The organism is Sodalis glossinidius str. 'morsitans', assembly GCF_000010085.1.
GTDB classification, from domain to species: Bacteria; Pseudomonadota; Gammaproteobacteria; order Enterobacterales; family Enterobacteriaceae; genus Sodalis; species Sodalis glossinidius.
This window is the reverse complement of the sequence record NC_007712.1, coordinates 4,100,193-4,114,639: the sequence shown is the minus strand read 5'-3', so window position 1 is coordinate 4,114,639 and position 14,447 is coordinate 4,100,193. Positions and strand designations below refer to the sequence as shown.

Genomic DNA, 14,447 nt, shown 5'->3' with positions numbered 1-14,447 from the left:
TCACCCCTGCAAAAAGAGAAAAATAAGGAAGGTCACATGATGGTCAAGCGCATGATAATTGCTTTGGCGGTAAGCGTTGCCTTGGGTCAGACGGCGCAGGCGGCAGCACCGGTGGTGGGTTTCTACCAAATTGGTTCGGAATCCGGCTGGCGTTCGGCGGAAACCAAAGTCGCGAAAACCGAAGCGGAAAAGCGCGGCATTACACTGAAAATCGCCGATGCGTAGCAAAAACAGGAAAACCAAATTAAAGCGGTACGCTCCTTTATCGTACAGGGGTGGACGCCATCTTTATTGCGCTGGTGGTCGCCACCGGCTGGACGCCCGTATTGCAGGAGGCCAAGGAAGCCAAAATCCCCGTCTTTTTGCTGGACTGCATGATAGAGGTCAATGACCCATCGCTTTATACCTCCGCAGTCGCCTCTGATAGCGTGCATGGAGGGTAAAGTCGCCGGCGAGTGGTTGGCGAAGGACGTAGGCGATAAAGCCTGTAACGTGGTGGAACTGCGGGGCACGGTCGGAGCCAGCGTCGCTATCAACCGTAAAAAAGGGTTTGCAGAGGGCATCAGCGCGCATTCTAATATCAAGATCATTCGTTCGCAGTCCGGTGATTTTACCCTTAGTAAGGGAAAAGAGATGATGGAAAGCTTTATCAAAGCGGAACAAAACGGCAAGAATATCTGCGCCGTTTACGCCCATAACGATGATATGGCCATCGGCGCTATTCAGGCGATTAAAGAGGCGGGTCTGAAACCGGGTTTGCAGATTAAAGTGATCTCAATTGACGGCGTTCCGGATATTTTTAAAGCCATGATGAATGGCGAAGCCAATGCCACGGTCGAGTTGACGCCCAACATGGCAGGCCCGGCTTTCGATGCTCTGCTGGCGATGAAGAAAGACGGTAAAGCACCGCCGAAGTTTATCCAGACCGACTCACGATTATTGCTGCTCGATACCGCCAAACAAGAATATGACGCCAAGCAGAGCATGGGCTATTAACAAACGGTGACGACTTCGCCGCCTGCCAGGGTAGCGGCTGGCGTATCGATGACGGGGGGAAACAGGCATGGCATCCGCACCGCTATTGGAGCTTAAAAGCGTCAGCGTGGAATTTCCCGGCGTAAAAGCCCTCAAGTGGACTTTACCCTGCATAGTGACGAGGTGGTTGCGCTGTTGAGTGAAAATGGCGCCGGCAAGTCAACGCTGATTAAAGCGCTGACCAGCGTTTATCGCCGCTCGGCCGGCGAGATCATGCTTGCCGGTCGGAGGGTGGATCCCGAGGGTACCGCCGACGCGCAAGCCATGGGTATTGGAACCGTCTATCAGGAAGTTAATCTACTGCCGAATCTGTCGGTAGCGGCCAATCTTTTTATCGGCCACGAGCCTGTTTCCTTAGGCCTGGTTTCGCATCGGAAAATGAACGCCCGTGCCCGGCAGATTTTGGCTCAATACGGCTTGGCGGTCGATGTCAGTCAGCCCTTGGCCAATTACTTCATCGCGATACAGCAAATCGTGGCTATCGCCCGGGCGGTCGATCTTTCCGCGCGGGTATTGATCCTCGACGAGCCTACCGCCAGCCTGGACGCGAATGAAGTAGCGATGTTGCTTGCGATATTGCGTCAGTTGCGCGATGAAGGGGTCGGGATGATCTTCGTCACGCATTTCCTCGATCAGGTCTATTATCAAATCAGCGATCGCATTACCGTGCTGCGCAACGGTCAACTGGTCGGCACCCGCGATGCCGCCACGTTGCCGCGGTTGGAACTGGTGCAAATGATGTTGGGTAAAATGTTCAATGAGGCTGACTTGAAACGTTCCGACCGGCCGGTGAGCCACGTGGATCCTCTGGTGGCTTTCCACCGGTACGGCCGGCGCGGCATGGTGGCGCCCTTTGATTTGCAGGTGCGGCCTGGCGAAATCGTCGGCCTGGCCGGGTTGCTGGGATCTGGCCGTACCGAGACCGCGCAACTGCTGTTTGGTATTAAACCTGCGGACAGCGGTGAAGCCCGCCTGGCCGGAAAACGTATTCATCTCTCGAACCCGCGCCGCCCATCTTGGTTTCGGCTATTGCCCGGAAGACCGGAAAAACGAGGGCATTATCGGTTCCGCCACGGTGCGTGAAAACATCATCCTGGCGCTACAGGCGCAGCGCGGCTGGTTCCGGCCGTTACCGTTACGGAGCAATTGCGCATCAGCACCCCGGCACGGAACAGGAGATTCAGTATCTCTCCAGCGGCAATCAGCAGAAAGTATTACTGTCACGCTGGTTGGCTACACAGCCGTGCTTTTTGATTTTGGATGAACCCATCCGCGGTATCGATCTCGGCGCCCATGCGGATATCATCCGGGCGATCGAGGCGCTGTGCGCCGACGGCATGGCGCTGCTGGCCATCTCTGGTCTCGCCGCATTTTTTTTCACTGCGTATTCATGACGGTAGGCTGTTCGGAGCGTGATCGATCTCATCAACCGCGGAGCGCCGGTGCGGCGCAGATGATTACCGAGGACCAGATTGTCACTTTCGATAATGCGGCGTTTGGCGAAATCGGCCACGGGGCGTTGCTATGGTTACCGATTCCGGTGATTATCGCCGTCGCGATGCTGCTGCTGTTGTGGGGGCTGACCCGCAAAACCGCGCTAGGGCTCTTTATCGAGGCGGCCGGCATCAACATCCGTTCGGCGCATAACACGGGGGTGAACACGCGTCTGGTGCTGATGGTGGTGTATATGCTGTGCGGGCTGTGCGCCGCCGTCGCCGGAATTATTATTACCGCCGATATTTCAGGGGGCAGATGCCAACAATGCCGGTTTGTGGCTGGAGCTGGACGCCATTTTGGCGGTGGTCATCGGTGGCGGCTCGCTTTTAGGCGGCCGTTTCTATTTGCTGTTATCGGTAGTGGGAGCGCTGATTCTTCAGGGGATGAACACCGGTATTTTGCTTTCCGGCTTCCAGCCCGAATTTAACCTGGTAGTGAAAGCGATTGTGGTGCTGCTGTTTTTGATGGTGCAGTCGCCGCGAATATCGCTGTCGATGCTGCGGAGGCGCCGCTGATGCTGAAACGAAACTTGCCGCTGGCGATGACTATCGTGGTGTTCATTGCCGGTTACTTGTACTGTCTGAGCCAATATCCCGGCTTTGCCTCTACACGGGTCATTGGTGATTTACTGACGGACAATGCTTTTCTGGGTATCGTGGCGGTGGGAATGACCTTCGTTATTTTCTCCGGCGGTATTGATTTGTCGGTGGGATCTACAATTGCGTTTACCAGTGTGTTGCTGGCGAAGATGATTGGGGAATATGACGTTCCGCCCGGACTGGCCTTTGTTATCGTGCTGGCGCTGATCATGTTGTTGGCCGCTGGGGTGCTCTGGCGCACCGTACACGCTTCGGCCTTACGTTTACGCGATGGGCGGCAACGGTTATTCAGCCGCTCTGATGGGCGTGCCGGTGAGGAGCACGACGGTGCGGATCTACATGCTATCAAGTTCTCTGGCGGTGTTATCAGGTATCGTGTTTTCTCTTTATACCTCAGCAGGCTATGCTCTGGCGGCCAGCGGCGTGGAACTGGATACTATCGCGGCGGTGGTCATTGGCGATACGTTATTGACCGGTGGCGTCGGCACCCTGTTAGGCGCCTTGTTTGGGTCATGATCTAGGGGCTGATTCAAAAGTATATCACCTTTGACGGTACGCTCAGCTCCTGGTGGACCAAGATCGTCATCGGGATCCTGCTGTTCGGTTTTATCGGCTTACAGAAAGGATTAAACGCTTTCTGGCTGGCGCGCCGTGGAAGCGGTACCGCAGTAGTAGCCCGGCCCACGCCAATGAGCGAAACCGCGCCAACCGATGCAGCGCGCCGCGAACCTTTATAGCACGGCGGTTTTTAATAGCTGTCTAATCATCGGACGCTGATCGCTGTTTTGTAACCACACCGCATACAGCGGACGGACTATCGACGGCACATCGTTGACAGATCGCAAATCCGCGAAGCGTTGGGCCCAATGACTGGGCAGAAAGGCGCAGGCGGCAGTGACCTGCAATAGTTGGCGCGTCAACTGCGCCGAAGTCGTTGTGACGAGCGGCGCCTGCTGGTTTAACTGCAGCCGGTTTTCATGCGTGTGAAAATCGGCGCCCCATTCAAGCTGAATATAGGGACGTCTGTCGCTTACTGACGCGCCGTTGACATCGGTAAACAGCGTCAGGGAGAAACTGCCGAGCTGCTGACTGGCTAACTCTTCCATTTTTGGCGCTTCGGTGGTAATCAGCAAATCCAATTGGCGTTCGTGCAGCTCTTTTATCAGCCCCTGACGCAGGGCAATGCGTGCTTCCAATTGTAGATCCGGCCATTGTTGATAAAGATTTTGCAGCCAGTCCCCCAGCCATGCTTCCCACAGCGAGGCGCTGGCGCCGATGGACAGCGGATTGTGCTGTAACGAGCGCGTCACTTCCTGCTTGGCGACCTGCCAGGTAACCATCAGATTTTCAGCATAGGGCAATAGCCGTTCGCCCGCCGCCGTCAAGCGAATATTATTCCTATGGCGGGTGAAAAGGCTGACGCCGAGCTGTGTTTCCAACTGGCGGATGCGAAAACTTACCGCCGATTGTGTCAAATAGAGTGCTTCCGCCGCACGCCCAAAATGTCGGGTACGGCTTACTTCCAAGAATGTTTTCAGTAATTCCGAGTCCACTACGCTCTCCAAAAAAATTTTGTCTTACTGATTAAAATGTTTCGTTTTACAGAAAGTCAAGCCTAACTAATACTCCGCGCCATAAACAGCATGGCTTATGTAGAGGTGGGAGCGCGTAAGATGGCGGACAGCTTTTTTACTACTAATCGTTATTTTGATAACAAAAATTATCCTCGCGGCTTCTCCCGGCATGGTCATTTTACCATTCGGGAAGCGCAATTATTGGAGCGTTGCGGCCATGCCTACAATGATCTTGATAGTGGCAAACGAGAGCCGGTAACTGAGGATGAGTGGCAGTTTGTTGCGGTGTGCCACGGTGAACTTGCCCCCACCAATGAACATGAGAAGGTTTGGTTCAAGTACATAGAGCATACTCGCCGTCCCAAGCGTTTTCATACCCTTTCCGGCGGTAAACCGCAGATGGATGTGGTGGAAGACTACACCGACACCGAAGATTGATAAAGAAGGGGCTGCGGCCCCTTTAATCTCTCTGTTATTCCCGCTGCTGCCACAGTTCGTGCAGCAGCCGGTCAATGCAGCGATAGCTGAGCGCTTCCGCCAGATGAATCCGGCTAATGTGGGCTTCACCCGCCAGATCTGCTAGGGTACGGGCTACCTTTAATAGGCGATGCCAGGCACGTACCGATAATCCCAGCGCCGTTAGCGCATTTTCCAGAAATAGGCCATCGGCTTCCGACAAATGACAGCATTGCGCCAGCTGCGTATTGCTCAATCTGGCGTTGAGGCTCTGCGCGCGCTGTCCTCGCCGGGCTGCAGCAGCGGAACGTCCACCGACAGATCGAAGCGATCGAGAAATGGACCCGACAGGCGATTCAGATAGCGTACTATCTCGGCGGCTCCACAGCGGGCGTGTACGCCGCTGCGATCGCCGGAAGGGCTGGGATTCATCGCCGCTACCAGCTGGAAGCGCGCCGGCAGGCAGATGCTGGCCTGGACCCGTGCGATATGGATTTCGTCCGTCTCCAGCGGTTCGCGCTGCTGATGCTGACCAGGCTGGTGATGGTGGCGGTTTCCATGGCCTCGTCATCCGACAGCGGCGGCAATTTACAGCGCGCGCCTGGCGTGCTGCTGGCCGATAACCTCCGCAAGATCACCGCCGTCAGGCGGGGTCAGCTGGGTGAATGCAGTCGGATCGGCGAAGGTCAGCGCGTCGTTGCCCTGTAGGAAACGGCACACCTGGTGCAAACAACCGGCGAGATAGGCCTGGCTGTCCGGCAGCAGCGCGATTTCCTCACTATTGGCTTGGGGCAGGATAAGCTGCCGCCCGTCGGCCGCCGCGCCATGGGCGGCCGGTATAGCGCCGTACACCCCCCCGCAACTCCCCGGCGAGCGACAGCTCGCCAAGAAACTCGTGCTGGTCAAGCCGCGTACAGGGAATCTGTTGCGTTGCGGCAAGGATAGCGAGTGCGACCGGTAAATCGTAGCTCGCCCCTTCTTTCGGCAGATCCGCCGGCACCAGATTCACGGTGATGCACCGGGCGGGGAATTGATATCCGCTGTTAAGGATGGCGCTGCGCACCCGATCCCGCGCCGCGCGCACGGTGCTTTCCGGCAACCCCACCAGGGTGAAAGCGGGCAGCCCTTTACCCGCATGTGCCTCTACCGTCATAAAGGGCGCATGGATGCCGATCAACCCGCGGGTATAAATTGTCGCCATTGCGATGAGGCCTTCCTTTTTAACCGGAGCTGAGTATGTCAGTCATTGTGGTGGCGTGGAGGGGGGGTGATGGGAAGTGCAGCACAACCGTGAAAAAAAACATTGCCATTGCAGCATTGCGGCAAAAGACACAATGGCGATCGTCTTTTCTGGTTGCAGGGGCGGGTCTCCCGGACTCGCTGCGCCACTATCCTGTCTTATACCCGTAGCGACATCCAGGACGCGTGAAAAGAGGGAGGCGGACAATGATCGCTTTCCGCCTAACCCCCGCCTATATCCAACTTCTCCCCCACCTAACTCCCATCAATGCGTATACACTCTTGCAACGGCCTGCATATCACTGGTCGTGCACGCTCCCCTTCCTATCACAAATGATCTGCGCCTAGGGTGCCTCAAGGGAGTTATCCCCGGCTAACATGAAAAATTTTCACTTAAAAATAACCCAATATAAATCATAGGTTAGAAGCATGATTCCTGGTCATGTCTGCTATGGTGAAAACGAAATTAGTTGTCACGCTTACACTAACTGTGATAACTCTATAGGTATTCATTCGATGCCAACATAATGAAAACCTATTTATGAAAGCTGTTGTTCAAGTGATTAGCCTAGTCGTGATTAGCGTGGTGGTGATTATTATCCCACCGTGCGGGGCTGCACTTGGACGAAGAAAAGCTTACTAAACAAGCTTAAATCTCAAGAAAACCCCCGTACCAACTGGTCGGGGGTTTTTTTTGGGGCATCAATCAAGCGACAGGAGAACACTCAATGATAATTAGAATATTGTTCTGTCCCTGCGGCGCGAAGGCGGGGAACTAACCATGAATGGAGCTCAATGGGTAATACAGGCGCTGCGGGCACAGGGTGTGGACATGGTTTTCGGCTACCCCGGCGGCGCTATCATGCCGGTATACGACGCGCTATTCGACGGCGGGGTGGAACACCTGCTATGCCGTCATGAGCAGGGCGCGGCCATCGCAGCAATCGGCTACGCACGGGCTACCGGTAAAGTGGGCGTGTGCATCGCTACCTCCGGCCCTGGCGCCACCAACCTTATTACCGGGCTGGCCGATGCTTTATTGGATTCGGTGCCGGTTGTGGCGATCACTGGGCAGGTCGGGTCGGCGTTCATCGGCACCGACGCTTTTCAAGAGATTGATGTACTGGGCCTGTCGCTCGCCTGTACGAAACATAGCTTTCTGGTGGAGTCGCTGGACGCGCTGCCAGGCATCATCACCGAAGCCTTCGCTATCGCCACCAGCGGGCGCACGGGACCCGTTTTGATTGATATTCCCAAAGATATTCAATTGGCGGACGGCGATCTGACGCCGCATTTACTGAGTCTCGACGATCAGGCCAGCAGCATTCAGGGCGATCTGGATGGCGCGCGTCGGCTGATGCGCCAGGCGACACGCCCGATTCTCTATGTCGGCGGCGGCGTCGGCATGGCCGGTGCGGTTCCGGCGTTGCGGCAATTGATTACCCAAACCGGCCTTCCCGCCGTGGCGACGCTAAAAGGTCTGGGTGCGCCGGATGTCGATGATGCTTGTTATTTAGGCATGCTGGGTATGCATGGCAATCAGGCCGCCAATCTGGCGGTACAGGCCTGCGATTTGCTGATCGCGGTTGGCGCGCGTTTCGACGATCGGGTGACCGGCCGGCTGAATGCGTTTGCTCCCCATGCCAAGGTGATTCATCTGGATATAGATCCTGCCGAGTTGGGCAAGTTGCGCCAGGCGCACATCGCGCTGCTGGGAGATTTGAATCATCTGCTGCCGGCGCTGGCGCAACCGTTGTCTATCGACGCCTGGCGCGTTGAGACCCAGGCGCTGAAAGCGGAGTACCGCTGGCGCTATGACAATCCCGGCGCGGGGATTTACGCCCCGGCGCTGCTGCGGGCCATCAGCGATCGCGCCCCCGACGAGGCTGTGGTGACCACTGATGTCGGGCAACATCAAATGTGGGCCGCCCAGCATATGCGTTTCAGCCGGCCGGAGAATTTCATCACCTCCAGCGGCCTGGGGACTATGGGATTCGGCATTCCCGCCGCGATAGGAGCGCAAATTGCGCGGCTGGAGGATACCGTCATCTGCATCTCCGGCGACGGCTCCTTCATGATGAATGTGCAGGAGCTGACCACGATTAAGCGAAAACGGTTACCGCTGAAGATCGTGCTGCTGGATAATCAGCGCTTAGGCATGGTCCGTCAATGGCAGCAATTGTTCTTCGATAAACGTTATAGCGAAACCACCCTGACCGATAACCCCGATTTTCTCACGCTGGCCAGCGCCTTCAATATTCCCGGCCTGCATATCACCCGTAAAGACCAAATCCCGCAGGCGCTTGACTCCCTGTTTAACCAACCAGGACCGTTCCTGCTGCATGTCTCTATCGATGAGCTTGAGAATGTCTGGCCCCTGGTGCCTCCCGGCGCCGGTAATGAAACCATGCTGGAGAAATCATTATGATGCAACATTCCCTTTCCATTCAGGCGCGCTTTCGCCCGGAAGTCGTGGAACGTATATTGCGGGTTGTCCGCCACCGCGGTTTTGAACTGTGCGCCTTAAATATGACGCCGCGCGCGGAGGTTGAAAATATAAATATTCATTTGACCGTTGCCAGCAAGCGGTCTGTGGACTTATTGTCTGCACAATTAAGCAAACTAATGGATGTTTCCTGTGTCGAGATCCAGCAATTAACAACACAAAAAATACGTGCCTAAGGCCGGGTAAGGAAAGAAAAAAATGACAACGAAGAAAGCTGATTTCATTTGGTTTAACGGTGAAATGGTTCCGTGGGCAGAAGCCAAAGTCCATGTAATGTCGCATGCGCTGCATTACGGGTCATCAGTCTTTGAAGGTGTACGTTGCTACGATTCGCATAAAGGCCCGGTGGTATTTCGTCATCGTGAACACATGCAGCGCCTACACAACTCGGCCAAAATCTATCGCATGCCGGTCACGCAAAGTGTCGATGAGCTTATGGCGGCCACGCGCGCCGTTATACTGAAAAATAACCTGGTCAGCGCCTACATCCGACCGCTGGTGTTTGTCGGAGATGTCGGCATGGGCGTTAACCCGCCGGCGGGCTATACCACCGACGTCATTATCGCCGCGTTCCCCTGGGGCGCTTATCTGGGCGAAGAAGCCCTGGATCAGGGGATCGACGCGATGGTGTCTTCGTGGAACCGCGCGGCGGCCAATACTATCCCTACCGCGGTCAAAGCCGGCGGCAATTACCTGTCTTCAATGCTGGTGGGCAGCGAAGCCCGCCGCCATGGTTATCAAGAGGGTATCGCGCTGGACGTACATGGTTATGTCTCCGAAGGTGCCGGCGAGAATTTGTTTGAAGTGAAGGACGGTATTTTGTTTACGCCGCCGTTCACCTCATCCGCGCTGCCCGGCATTACGCGCGACGCCATTATCAAGCTGGCCATCGCGGCCGGGCTGGAAGTGCGGGAACAGGTCTTGTCCCGTGAGTCCCTCTATTTGGCCGACGAAGTCTTTATGTCCGGTACCGCCGCCGAGATTACCCCGGTGCGCAGCGTTGACGGCATCAAAGTCGGCATCGGTAAATGCGGCCCGGTGACCAAGCAATTGCAGCAGGCGTTCTTCGGCTTGTTTACCGGCGAGACTGAAGATAAATGGGGCTGGCTGGATCCGGTCAATCAATAACGATAACGCTTTCGTGCCGCGGCGCTGCGGCTGCCCTGGCCATCTGAATAACTGGAGTTATGAGCATGCCTAAGTACCGTTCCGCTACCACCACGCACGGCCGAAATATGGCCGGTGCACGCGCCCTGTGGCGCGCCACGGGAATGACCGACGACGATTTTGGCAAACCGATTATCGCCGTGGTCAACTCCTTTACCCAGTTTGTGCCGGGCCACGTCCATCTGCGCGATTTGGGTAAACTGGTCGCCGAACAGATCGAAGCGTCCGGCGGCGTCGCGAAGGAGTTCAACACCATTGCGGTGGACGACGGTATTGCGATGGGGCACGGCGGCATGCTGTACTCTCTGCCCTCGCGCGAGCTTATCGCCGATTCGGTGGAATACATGGTGAATGCCCACTGTGCCGACGCCATGGTATGTATTTCCAACTGCGATAAAATCACTCCCGGCATGCTGATGGCGTCCTTGCGCCTGAACATACCGGTCATCTTTGTCTCTGGCGGCCCGATGGAAGCCGGGAAAACCAAGCTGTTGGACAAAATCATCAAGCTGGACCTGATAGACGCCATGATTCAAGGCGCTAATCCCGACGTCTCGGATGAAGATAGCAACCAGATCGAGCGTTCCGCCTGTCCGACCTGTGGATCGTGCTCGGGGATGTTTACCGCCAACTCGATGAACTGTCTCACCGAGGCGCTCGGCCTTTCGCAGCCGGGCAATGGTTCACTGCTGGCGACCCACGCCGACCGCAAGCAGCTGTTCTTGAACGCCGGCGAGCGTATCGTCGGCTTAGCCAAACGCTATTATGAACAAGATGATACCAGCGCGTTGCCGCGCAGTATCGCCAGCAAAGCGGCGTTTGAAAACGCCATGACCCTGGATATCGCCATGGGCGGCTCGACCAACACTGTGCTCCATCTGCTTGCCGCGGCGCAGGAAGGCGAAGTGGACTTTACCATGGCGGATATCGATCGCCTGTCGCGCAAAGTGCCGCACTTATGCAAGGTTGCGCCCAGCACCCAAAAGTATCATATGGAAGATGTACACCGCTCCGGCGGCGTTATCGGCATTCTCGGCGAGCTGGGCCGCAGCGGGCTGCTTAATGGCGATGTGCACAATGTGCTCGGTTTGTCGCTGCCGGAAACCCTGGCGCGCTATGATGTCATGGTGAGCGATGACGCGGCGGTAAAAAGCATGTATGCCGCGGGGCCTGCGGGCATTCGTACCACACAGGCGTTTTCCCAGGATTGTCGCTGGCCGTCGCTGGACACCGACCGTCAGGAAGGCTGTATCCGCGCCCGTGAATTCGCCTACAGCCAGGACGGTGGGCTGGCGGTGCTGTACGGCAACATTGCCGAAGACGGCTGTATAGTGAAAACCGCCGGCGTTGACAAAGGTAGCCTGGTATTCCGCGGTCCGGCCAAAGTATATGAAAGTCAGGAAGCCGCGTCGGAGGCGATTCTTGGCGGTAAGGTGGTTGCCGGCGATGTAGTCGTTATTCGCTACGAAGGCCCGAAAGGCGGTCCGGGGATGCAGGAAATGCTCTATCCGACTACCTTCCTTAAATCCGTGGGACTGGGTAAAAGCTGCGCTCTGATTACCGATGGCCGCTTTTCTGGCGGTACTTCGGGACTGTCTATCGGCCATGTGTCGCCAGAAGCCGCCAGCGGCGGCCTGATCGGGCTGGTGCGCGATGGCGATATTATCGATATCAATATCGCCGGCCGCGGTATTGTGCTGGATGTGGCCGACAGCGAACTGGCGGCACGGCGCGAGACCGAACTGGCGCGCGGTGCTGCGGCCTGGACGCCGGTCGCGCGTGAACGGCAGGTGTCGTTCGCCCTGAAAGCCTATGCCAGTTTGGCGACCAGTGCAGACAAAGGCGCGGTGCGCGATAAAGCCAAGTTGGGAGGATAAGGCACCATGGCTGAGTCTCAACCGTTTTCCGCCGAGCCCTGCCCTGCGGAGTACCTGCGCGCGGCGTTACGCGCGCAGGTGTATGAAGTGGCCCAGGTGACACCGCTGCAGGTGATGAATAAAGTGTCGGAACGCCTCGGCAATACCGTACTGGTGAAACGTGAAGACCGTCAGCCGGTGCACAGCTTTAAACTGCGGGGCGCTTACGCGATGATTGAGGGGTTCAGCGAAGCACAGCGCGCGTGCGGCGTCATTACCGCCTCGGCGGGCAACCATGCCCAAGGGGTGGCGTTGTCCGCCAGCCAGCTCGGCATTCCGTCGCTTATTGTCATGCCGACCAACACCGCCGATATCAAAGTGGATGCGGTGCGCGGCTTCGGCGGCGAGCCGCTGTTGTTCGGCGCCAACTTTGATGAAGCTAAGGCCAAAGCCATTGCGCTGGCGCGCGAACGCCATATGACTTTTGTGCCGCCGTTCGATCATCCTGCGGTGATCGCCGGGCAGGGGACGCTGGCGATGGAGCTGCTTCAGCAAGACGCCCATCTGGACCGCATATTTGTGCCGGTGGGCGGCGGCGGTCTGGCGGCGGGCGTGGCGGTGTTGATAAAGCATCTGATGCCACAGATCAAAGTCATCGGCGTCGAAGCGGAAGAGTCCGCCTGTCTGGCGGCGGCGCTACACGCCGGCGAGCCGGTGGATTTACAGCGGGTCGGTCTGTTTGCTGAGGGGGTGGCGGTAAGGCGTATCGGCGATGAAACCTTCCGTCTTTGCCGCGATTACCTTGATGATGTGGTCACCGTGGACAGCGACGCGATTTGCGCGGCGGTAAAAGATTTGTTTGAGGACGTACGGGCGATTGCCGAACCCTCCGGCGCGCTGGCGCTGGCGGGGATGAAAAAATATGTCCAACAACACGGGATCCGGGATGAGCGTCTGGCGCACGTACTGTCCGGCGCTAATGTCAATTTCCATGGCCTGCGCTATGTCTCGGAGCGCTGCGAGCTGGGCGAGCAACGCGAGGCGCTGATGGCGGTGACCATTCCGGAAAGGAAGGGCAGTTTTCTGGCCTTCTGCGAGCTCCTAGGCGGTCGGCCGGTAACGGAGTTCAATTATCGCTACAGCGATGCCGACAACGCCTGTATTTTCGTCGGCGTCAGGCTGACGCGCGGGTGCGAGGAGCGCGAGGAAATCCTGGCGGAGATGGTTGCCGGCGGCTATCAGGTGGCGGATCTATCCGACGACGAAATGGCCAAGCTGCATGTCCGCTATATGGTGGGTGGGCGACCGTCGAAACCGCTGCGCGAGCGTTTGTACAGCTTCGAGTTCCCCGAATCCCCGGGAGCATTGCTGAAATTCCTCTACACGCTGGGCACGCGCTGGAATATCACCTTATTCCACTACCGCAGTCACGGCACGGATTTCGGCCGGGTCTTGGCGGGCTTTGAACTGGCGGAGCGTGAGCCGGAGTTCGATCATCACCTGTTGGCATTGGGCTATGAATGCCACGATGTCACCGCCAATCCGGCGTTTCGTTTGTTCCTGGCGGATTAACCGCGCTGGCGGCCGGGGCGAGTGCATCTTCTGGCGCCGGTCAGCGTTCCAGCAGTTGCCAGAAGGCGTCGATCAGCGGTTCATGTAGCCGCTTTATTTGCGCGCAAACCCCGAGCGCCAGCGGCGCGACCGGGGTGCCGTGCTCCAGCAGGGTAATGCGGCTGCGCACCGGCTCCGGCGAATTGTCCATCACCACCGACGGGATCAGCGCGATGCCGCAGCCCAGTGCCACCATCGACACAATCGCCTCATTGCCGGCAACGGTAGCGTAAATCAGCGGATTGCTGATATGGTTGCTGCGAAACCACAGTTCAATACGCCGGCGCGCCGGACCGTGCTCCGGCAGTATGAACGGGGTGTGCGACCAGTCAGGCTGAGGGGTCTTCACCCGGGCGCGAACCGGGCAAGGCAGCGCCGGCGCGATTAATATCATGGGAATTTCGCCGATCGGGGTGAAATCAATACTCGCTGGCAGGATTTCGGGATGGCCGGCAATCCCGAAATCCGCTTCGCCGGACTGCACTTTATCTAGTGCATTGGCGGCGTCGCCGGTGGTGAGTTTGATTTCCACCAGCGGGTGCTCGGCGCGGAACAGATCCAGTATCGGCGGCAAATGACTGTAGGCGGCGGTCACCGAGCAGAACAGCCGCAGTTCGCCGCTGAGCGAGGGGCCATTCTGGCCGAGGCGGTGGCGCAACTGCTGGTATTGCAGCAGGGTTTGCTGCGCGAACTCTTTAAGTTGCTGGCCGGCTTCGGTCAATTGCACCGTGCGGTTGTTGCGTAGAAAAAGCGTCTGCCCGACGTTCTCTTCCAGGCGCTGAATCTGGCGCGACAAGGTCGACGTGCTGACGTGCATCGCCTTGGAGCTACGGCCGAAATGGCGGCTTTCCGCCAGGTGGAGAAACAACTTGAGGTCGCGGATATCCATGAATTCGCCCTGAGAGAG

9 protein-coding genes and 5 pseudogenes are annotated in these 14,447 nt (G+C 57.3%); 11 read left to right on the top strand and 3 right to left on the bottom strand.

All coding sequences use genetic code 11. The annotated features are described in order from the left end of the window. The first annotated feature begins 39 nt into the window (after positions 1-39). The 4 pseudogenes from ytfQ to SGP1_RS21760 all read left to right on the top strand — a co-directional run bounded on the left by ytfQ (position 40) and on the right by SGP1_RS21760 (position 3,868). Positions 40-996 (top strand): annotated as a pseudogene (gene ytfQ / locus SGP1_RS21775) (galactofuranose ABC transporter, galactofuranose-binding protein YtfQ). Between the two features lie 67 nt (positions 997-1,063). Next, positions 1,064-2,393, top strand: a pseudogene (locus tag SGP1_RS21770) (sugar ABC transporter ATP-binding protein); the annotation flags it as partial. A gap of 83 nt (positions 2,394-2,476) precedes the next feature. After that, positions 2,477-3,047, top strand: a pseudogene (locus SGP1_RS21765) (ABC transporter permease); the annotation flags it as partial. Next, positions 3,047-3,868: pseudogene (locus SGP1_RS21760) on the top strand (ABC transporter permease subunit). The pseudogenes SGP1_RS21765 and SGP1_RS21760, both read left to right, overlap by 1 nt. On the opposite strand, the gene hdfR reads toward SGP1_RS21760, so the two are convergent. Then, the gene (hdfR, locus tag SGP1_RS21755; protein WP_011412206.1) at positions 3,863-4,684 is read right to left on the bottom strand and encodes an HTH-type transcriptional regulator HdfR; all 822 of its coding nucleotides are present in this window, start codon (positions 4,682-4,684) and stop codon (positions 3,863-3,865) included. The pseudogene SGP1_RS21760 and the gene hdfR overlap by 6 nt on opposite strands. A 120-nt stretch (positions 4,685-4,804) precedes the next feature. On the opposite strand from hdfR, the gene SGP1_RS21750 reads away from it, so the two are divergent. Then, positions 4,805-5,143 (top strand): DUF413 domain-containing protein, encoded by a 339-nt coding sequence (locus tag SGP1_RS21750; protein ID WP_011412205.1) that lies wholly within the window; start codon positions 4,805-4,807, stop codon positions 5,141-5,143. 34 nt (positions 5,144-5,177) lie between these two features. Here SGP1_RS21750 and SGP1_RS26005 read toward each other — a convergent pair. Then, positions 5,178-6,368: pseudogene (locus tag SGP1_RS26005) on the bottom strand (YifB family Mg chelatase-like AAA ATPase). A gap of 573 nt (positions 6,369-6,941) precedes the next feature. Here SGP1_RS26005 and ilvL point away from each other — a divergent pair. From ilvL to ilvA, 6 genes are all read left to right on the top strand, one after another. Continuing rightward, entirely contained in the window at positions 6,942-7,043 is a 102-nt protein-coding gene (gene ilvL, locus SGP1_RS28625) for an ilv operon leader peptide (protein ID WP_011412204.1), read from the top strand. A gap of 138 nt (positions 7,044-7,181) precedes the next feature. Then, positions 7,182-8,828: an acetolactate synthase 2 catalytic subunit gene (gene ilvG / locus SGP1_RS21740; protein ID WP_011412203.1), complete on the top strand. Its 1,647-nt coding sequence runs from the start codon at positions 7,182-7,184 to the stop codon at positions 8,826-8,828. Continuing rightward, entirely contained in the window at positions 8,825-9,082 is a 258-nt protein-coding gene (gene ilvM / locus SGP1_RS21735) for an acetolactate synthase 2 small subunit (RefSeq protein WP_011412202.1), read from the top strand. The genes ilvG and ilvM overlap by 4 nt, the downstream gene beginning before the upstream one ends. A 22-nt stretch (positions 9,083-9,104) precedes the next feature. After that, positions 9,105-10,034, top strand: coding sequence for a branched-chain amino acid transaminase (locus SGP1_RS21730; protein ID WP_011412201.1), 930 nt, complete (start codon positions 9,105-9,107; stop codon positions 10,032-10,034). Between the two features lie 65 nt (positions 10,035-10,099). Continuing rightward, complete coding sequence (gene ilvD / locus SGP1_RS21725; protein WP_011412200.1) at positions 10,100-11,950, top strand: dihydroxy-acid dehydratase; 1,851 nt, start codon at positions 10,100-10,102, stop codon at positions 11,948-11,950. 6 nt (positions 11,951-11,956) lie between these two features. Next, a complete protein-coding gene (gene ilvA / locus SGP1_RS21720; protein ID WP_011412199.1) occupies positions 11,957-13,501 on the top strand; it encodes a threonine ammonia-lyase, biosynthetic in 1,545 nt (514 codons plus the stop codon). A 40-nt stretch (positions 13,502-13,541) separates the two neighbouring features. On the opposite strand, the gene ilvY is transcribed toward ilvA, so the two are convergent. Continuing rightward, entirely contained in the window at positions 13,542-14,429 is an 888-nt protein-coding gene (ilvY, locus tag SGP1_RS21715) for an HTH-type transcriptional activator IlvY (protein WP_011412198.1), read from the bottom strand. Between the last annotated feature and the right edge of the window lie 18 nt (positions 14,430-14,447).

Excerpts from the sequence above, each read along its gene's own strand:
- ilvL (WP_011412204.1), top strand. The coding sequence starts at position 6,942 with ATGAAAGCTGTTGTTCAAGTGATTAGCCTAGTCGTGATTAGCGTGGTG.
- ilvM (WP_011412202.1), top strand. The coding sequence starts at position 8,825 with ATGATGCAACATTCCCTTTCCATTCAGGCGCGCTTTCGCCCGGAAGTC.
- ilvG (WP_011412203.1), top strand. The coding sequence starts at position 7,182 with ATGAATGGAGCTCAATGGGTAATACAGGCGCTGCGGGCACAGGGTGTG.
- ilvD (WP_011412200.1), top strand. The coding sequence starts at position 10,100 with ATGCCTAAGTACCGTTCCGCTACCACCACGCACGGCCGAAATATGGCC.
- ilvA (WP_011412199.1), top strand. The coding sequence starts at position 11,957 with ATGGCTGAGTCTCAACCGTTTTCCGCCGAGCCCTGCCCTGCGGAGTAC.
- SGP1_RS21730 (WP_011412201.1), top strand. The coding sequence starts at position 9,105 with ATGACAACGAAGAAAGCTGATTTCATTTGGTTTAACGGTGAAATGGTT.
- SGP1_RS21750 (WP_011412205.1), top strand. The coding sequence starts at position 4,805 with ATGGCGGACAGCTTTTTTACTACTAATCGTTATTTTGATAACAAAAAT.
- ilvY (WP_011412198.1), bottom strand. The coding sequence starts at position 14,429 with ATGGATATCCGCGACCTCAAGTTGTTTCTCCACCTGGCGGAAAGCCGC.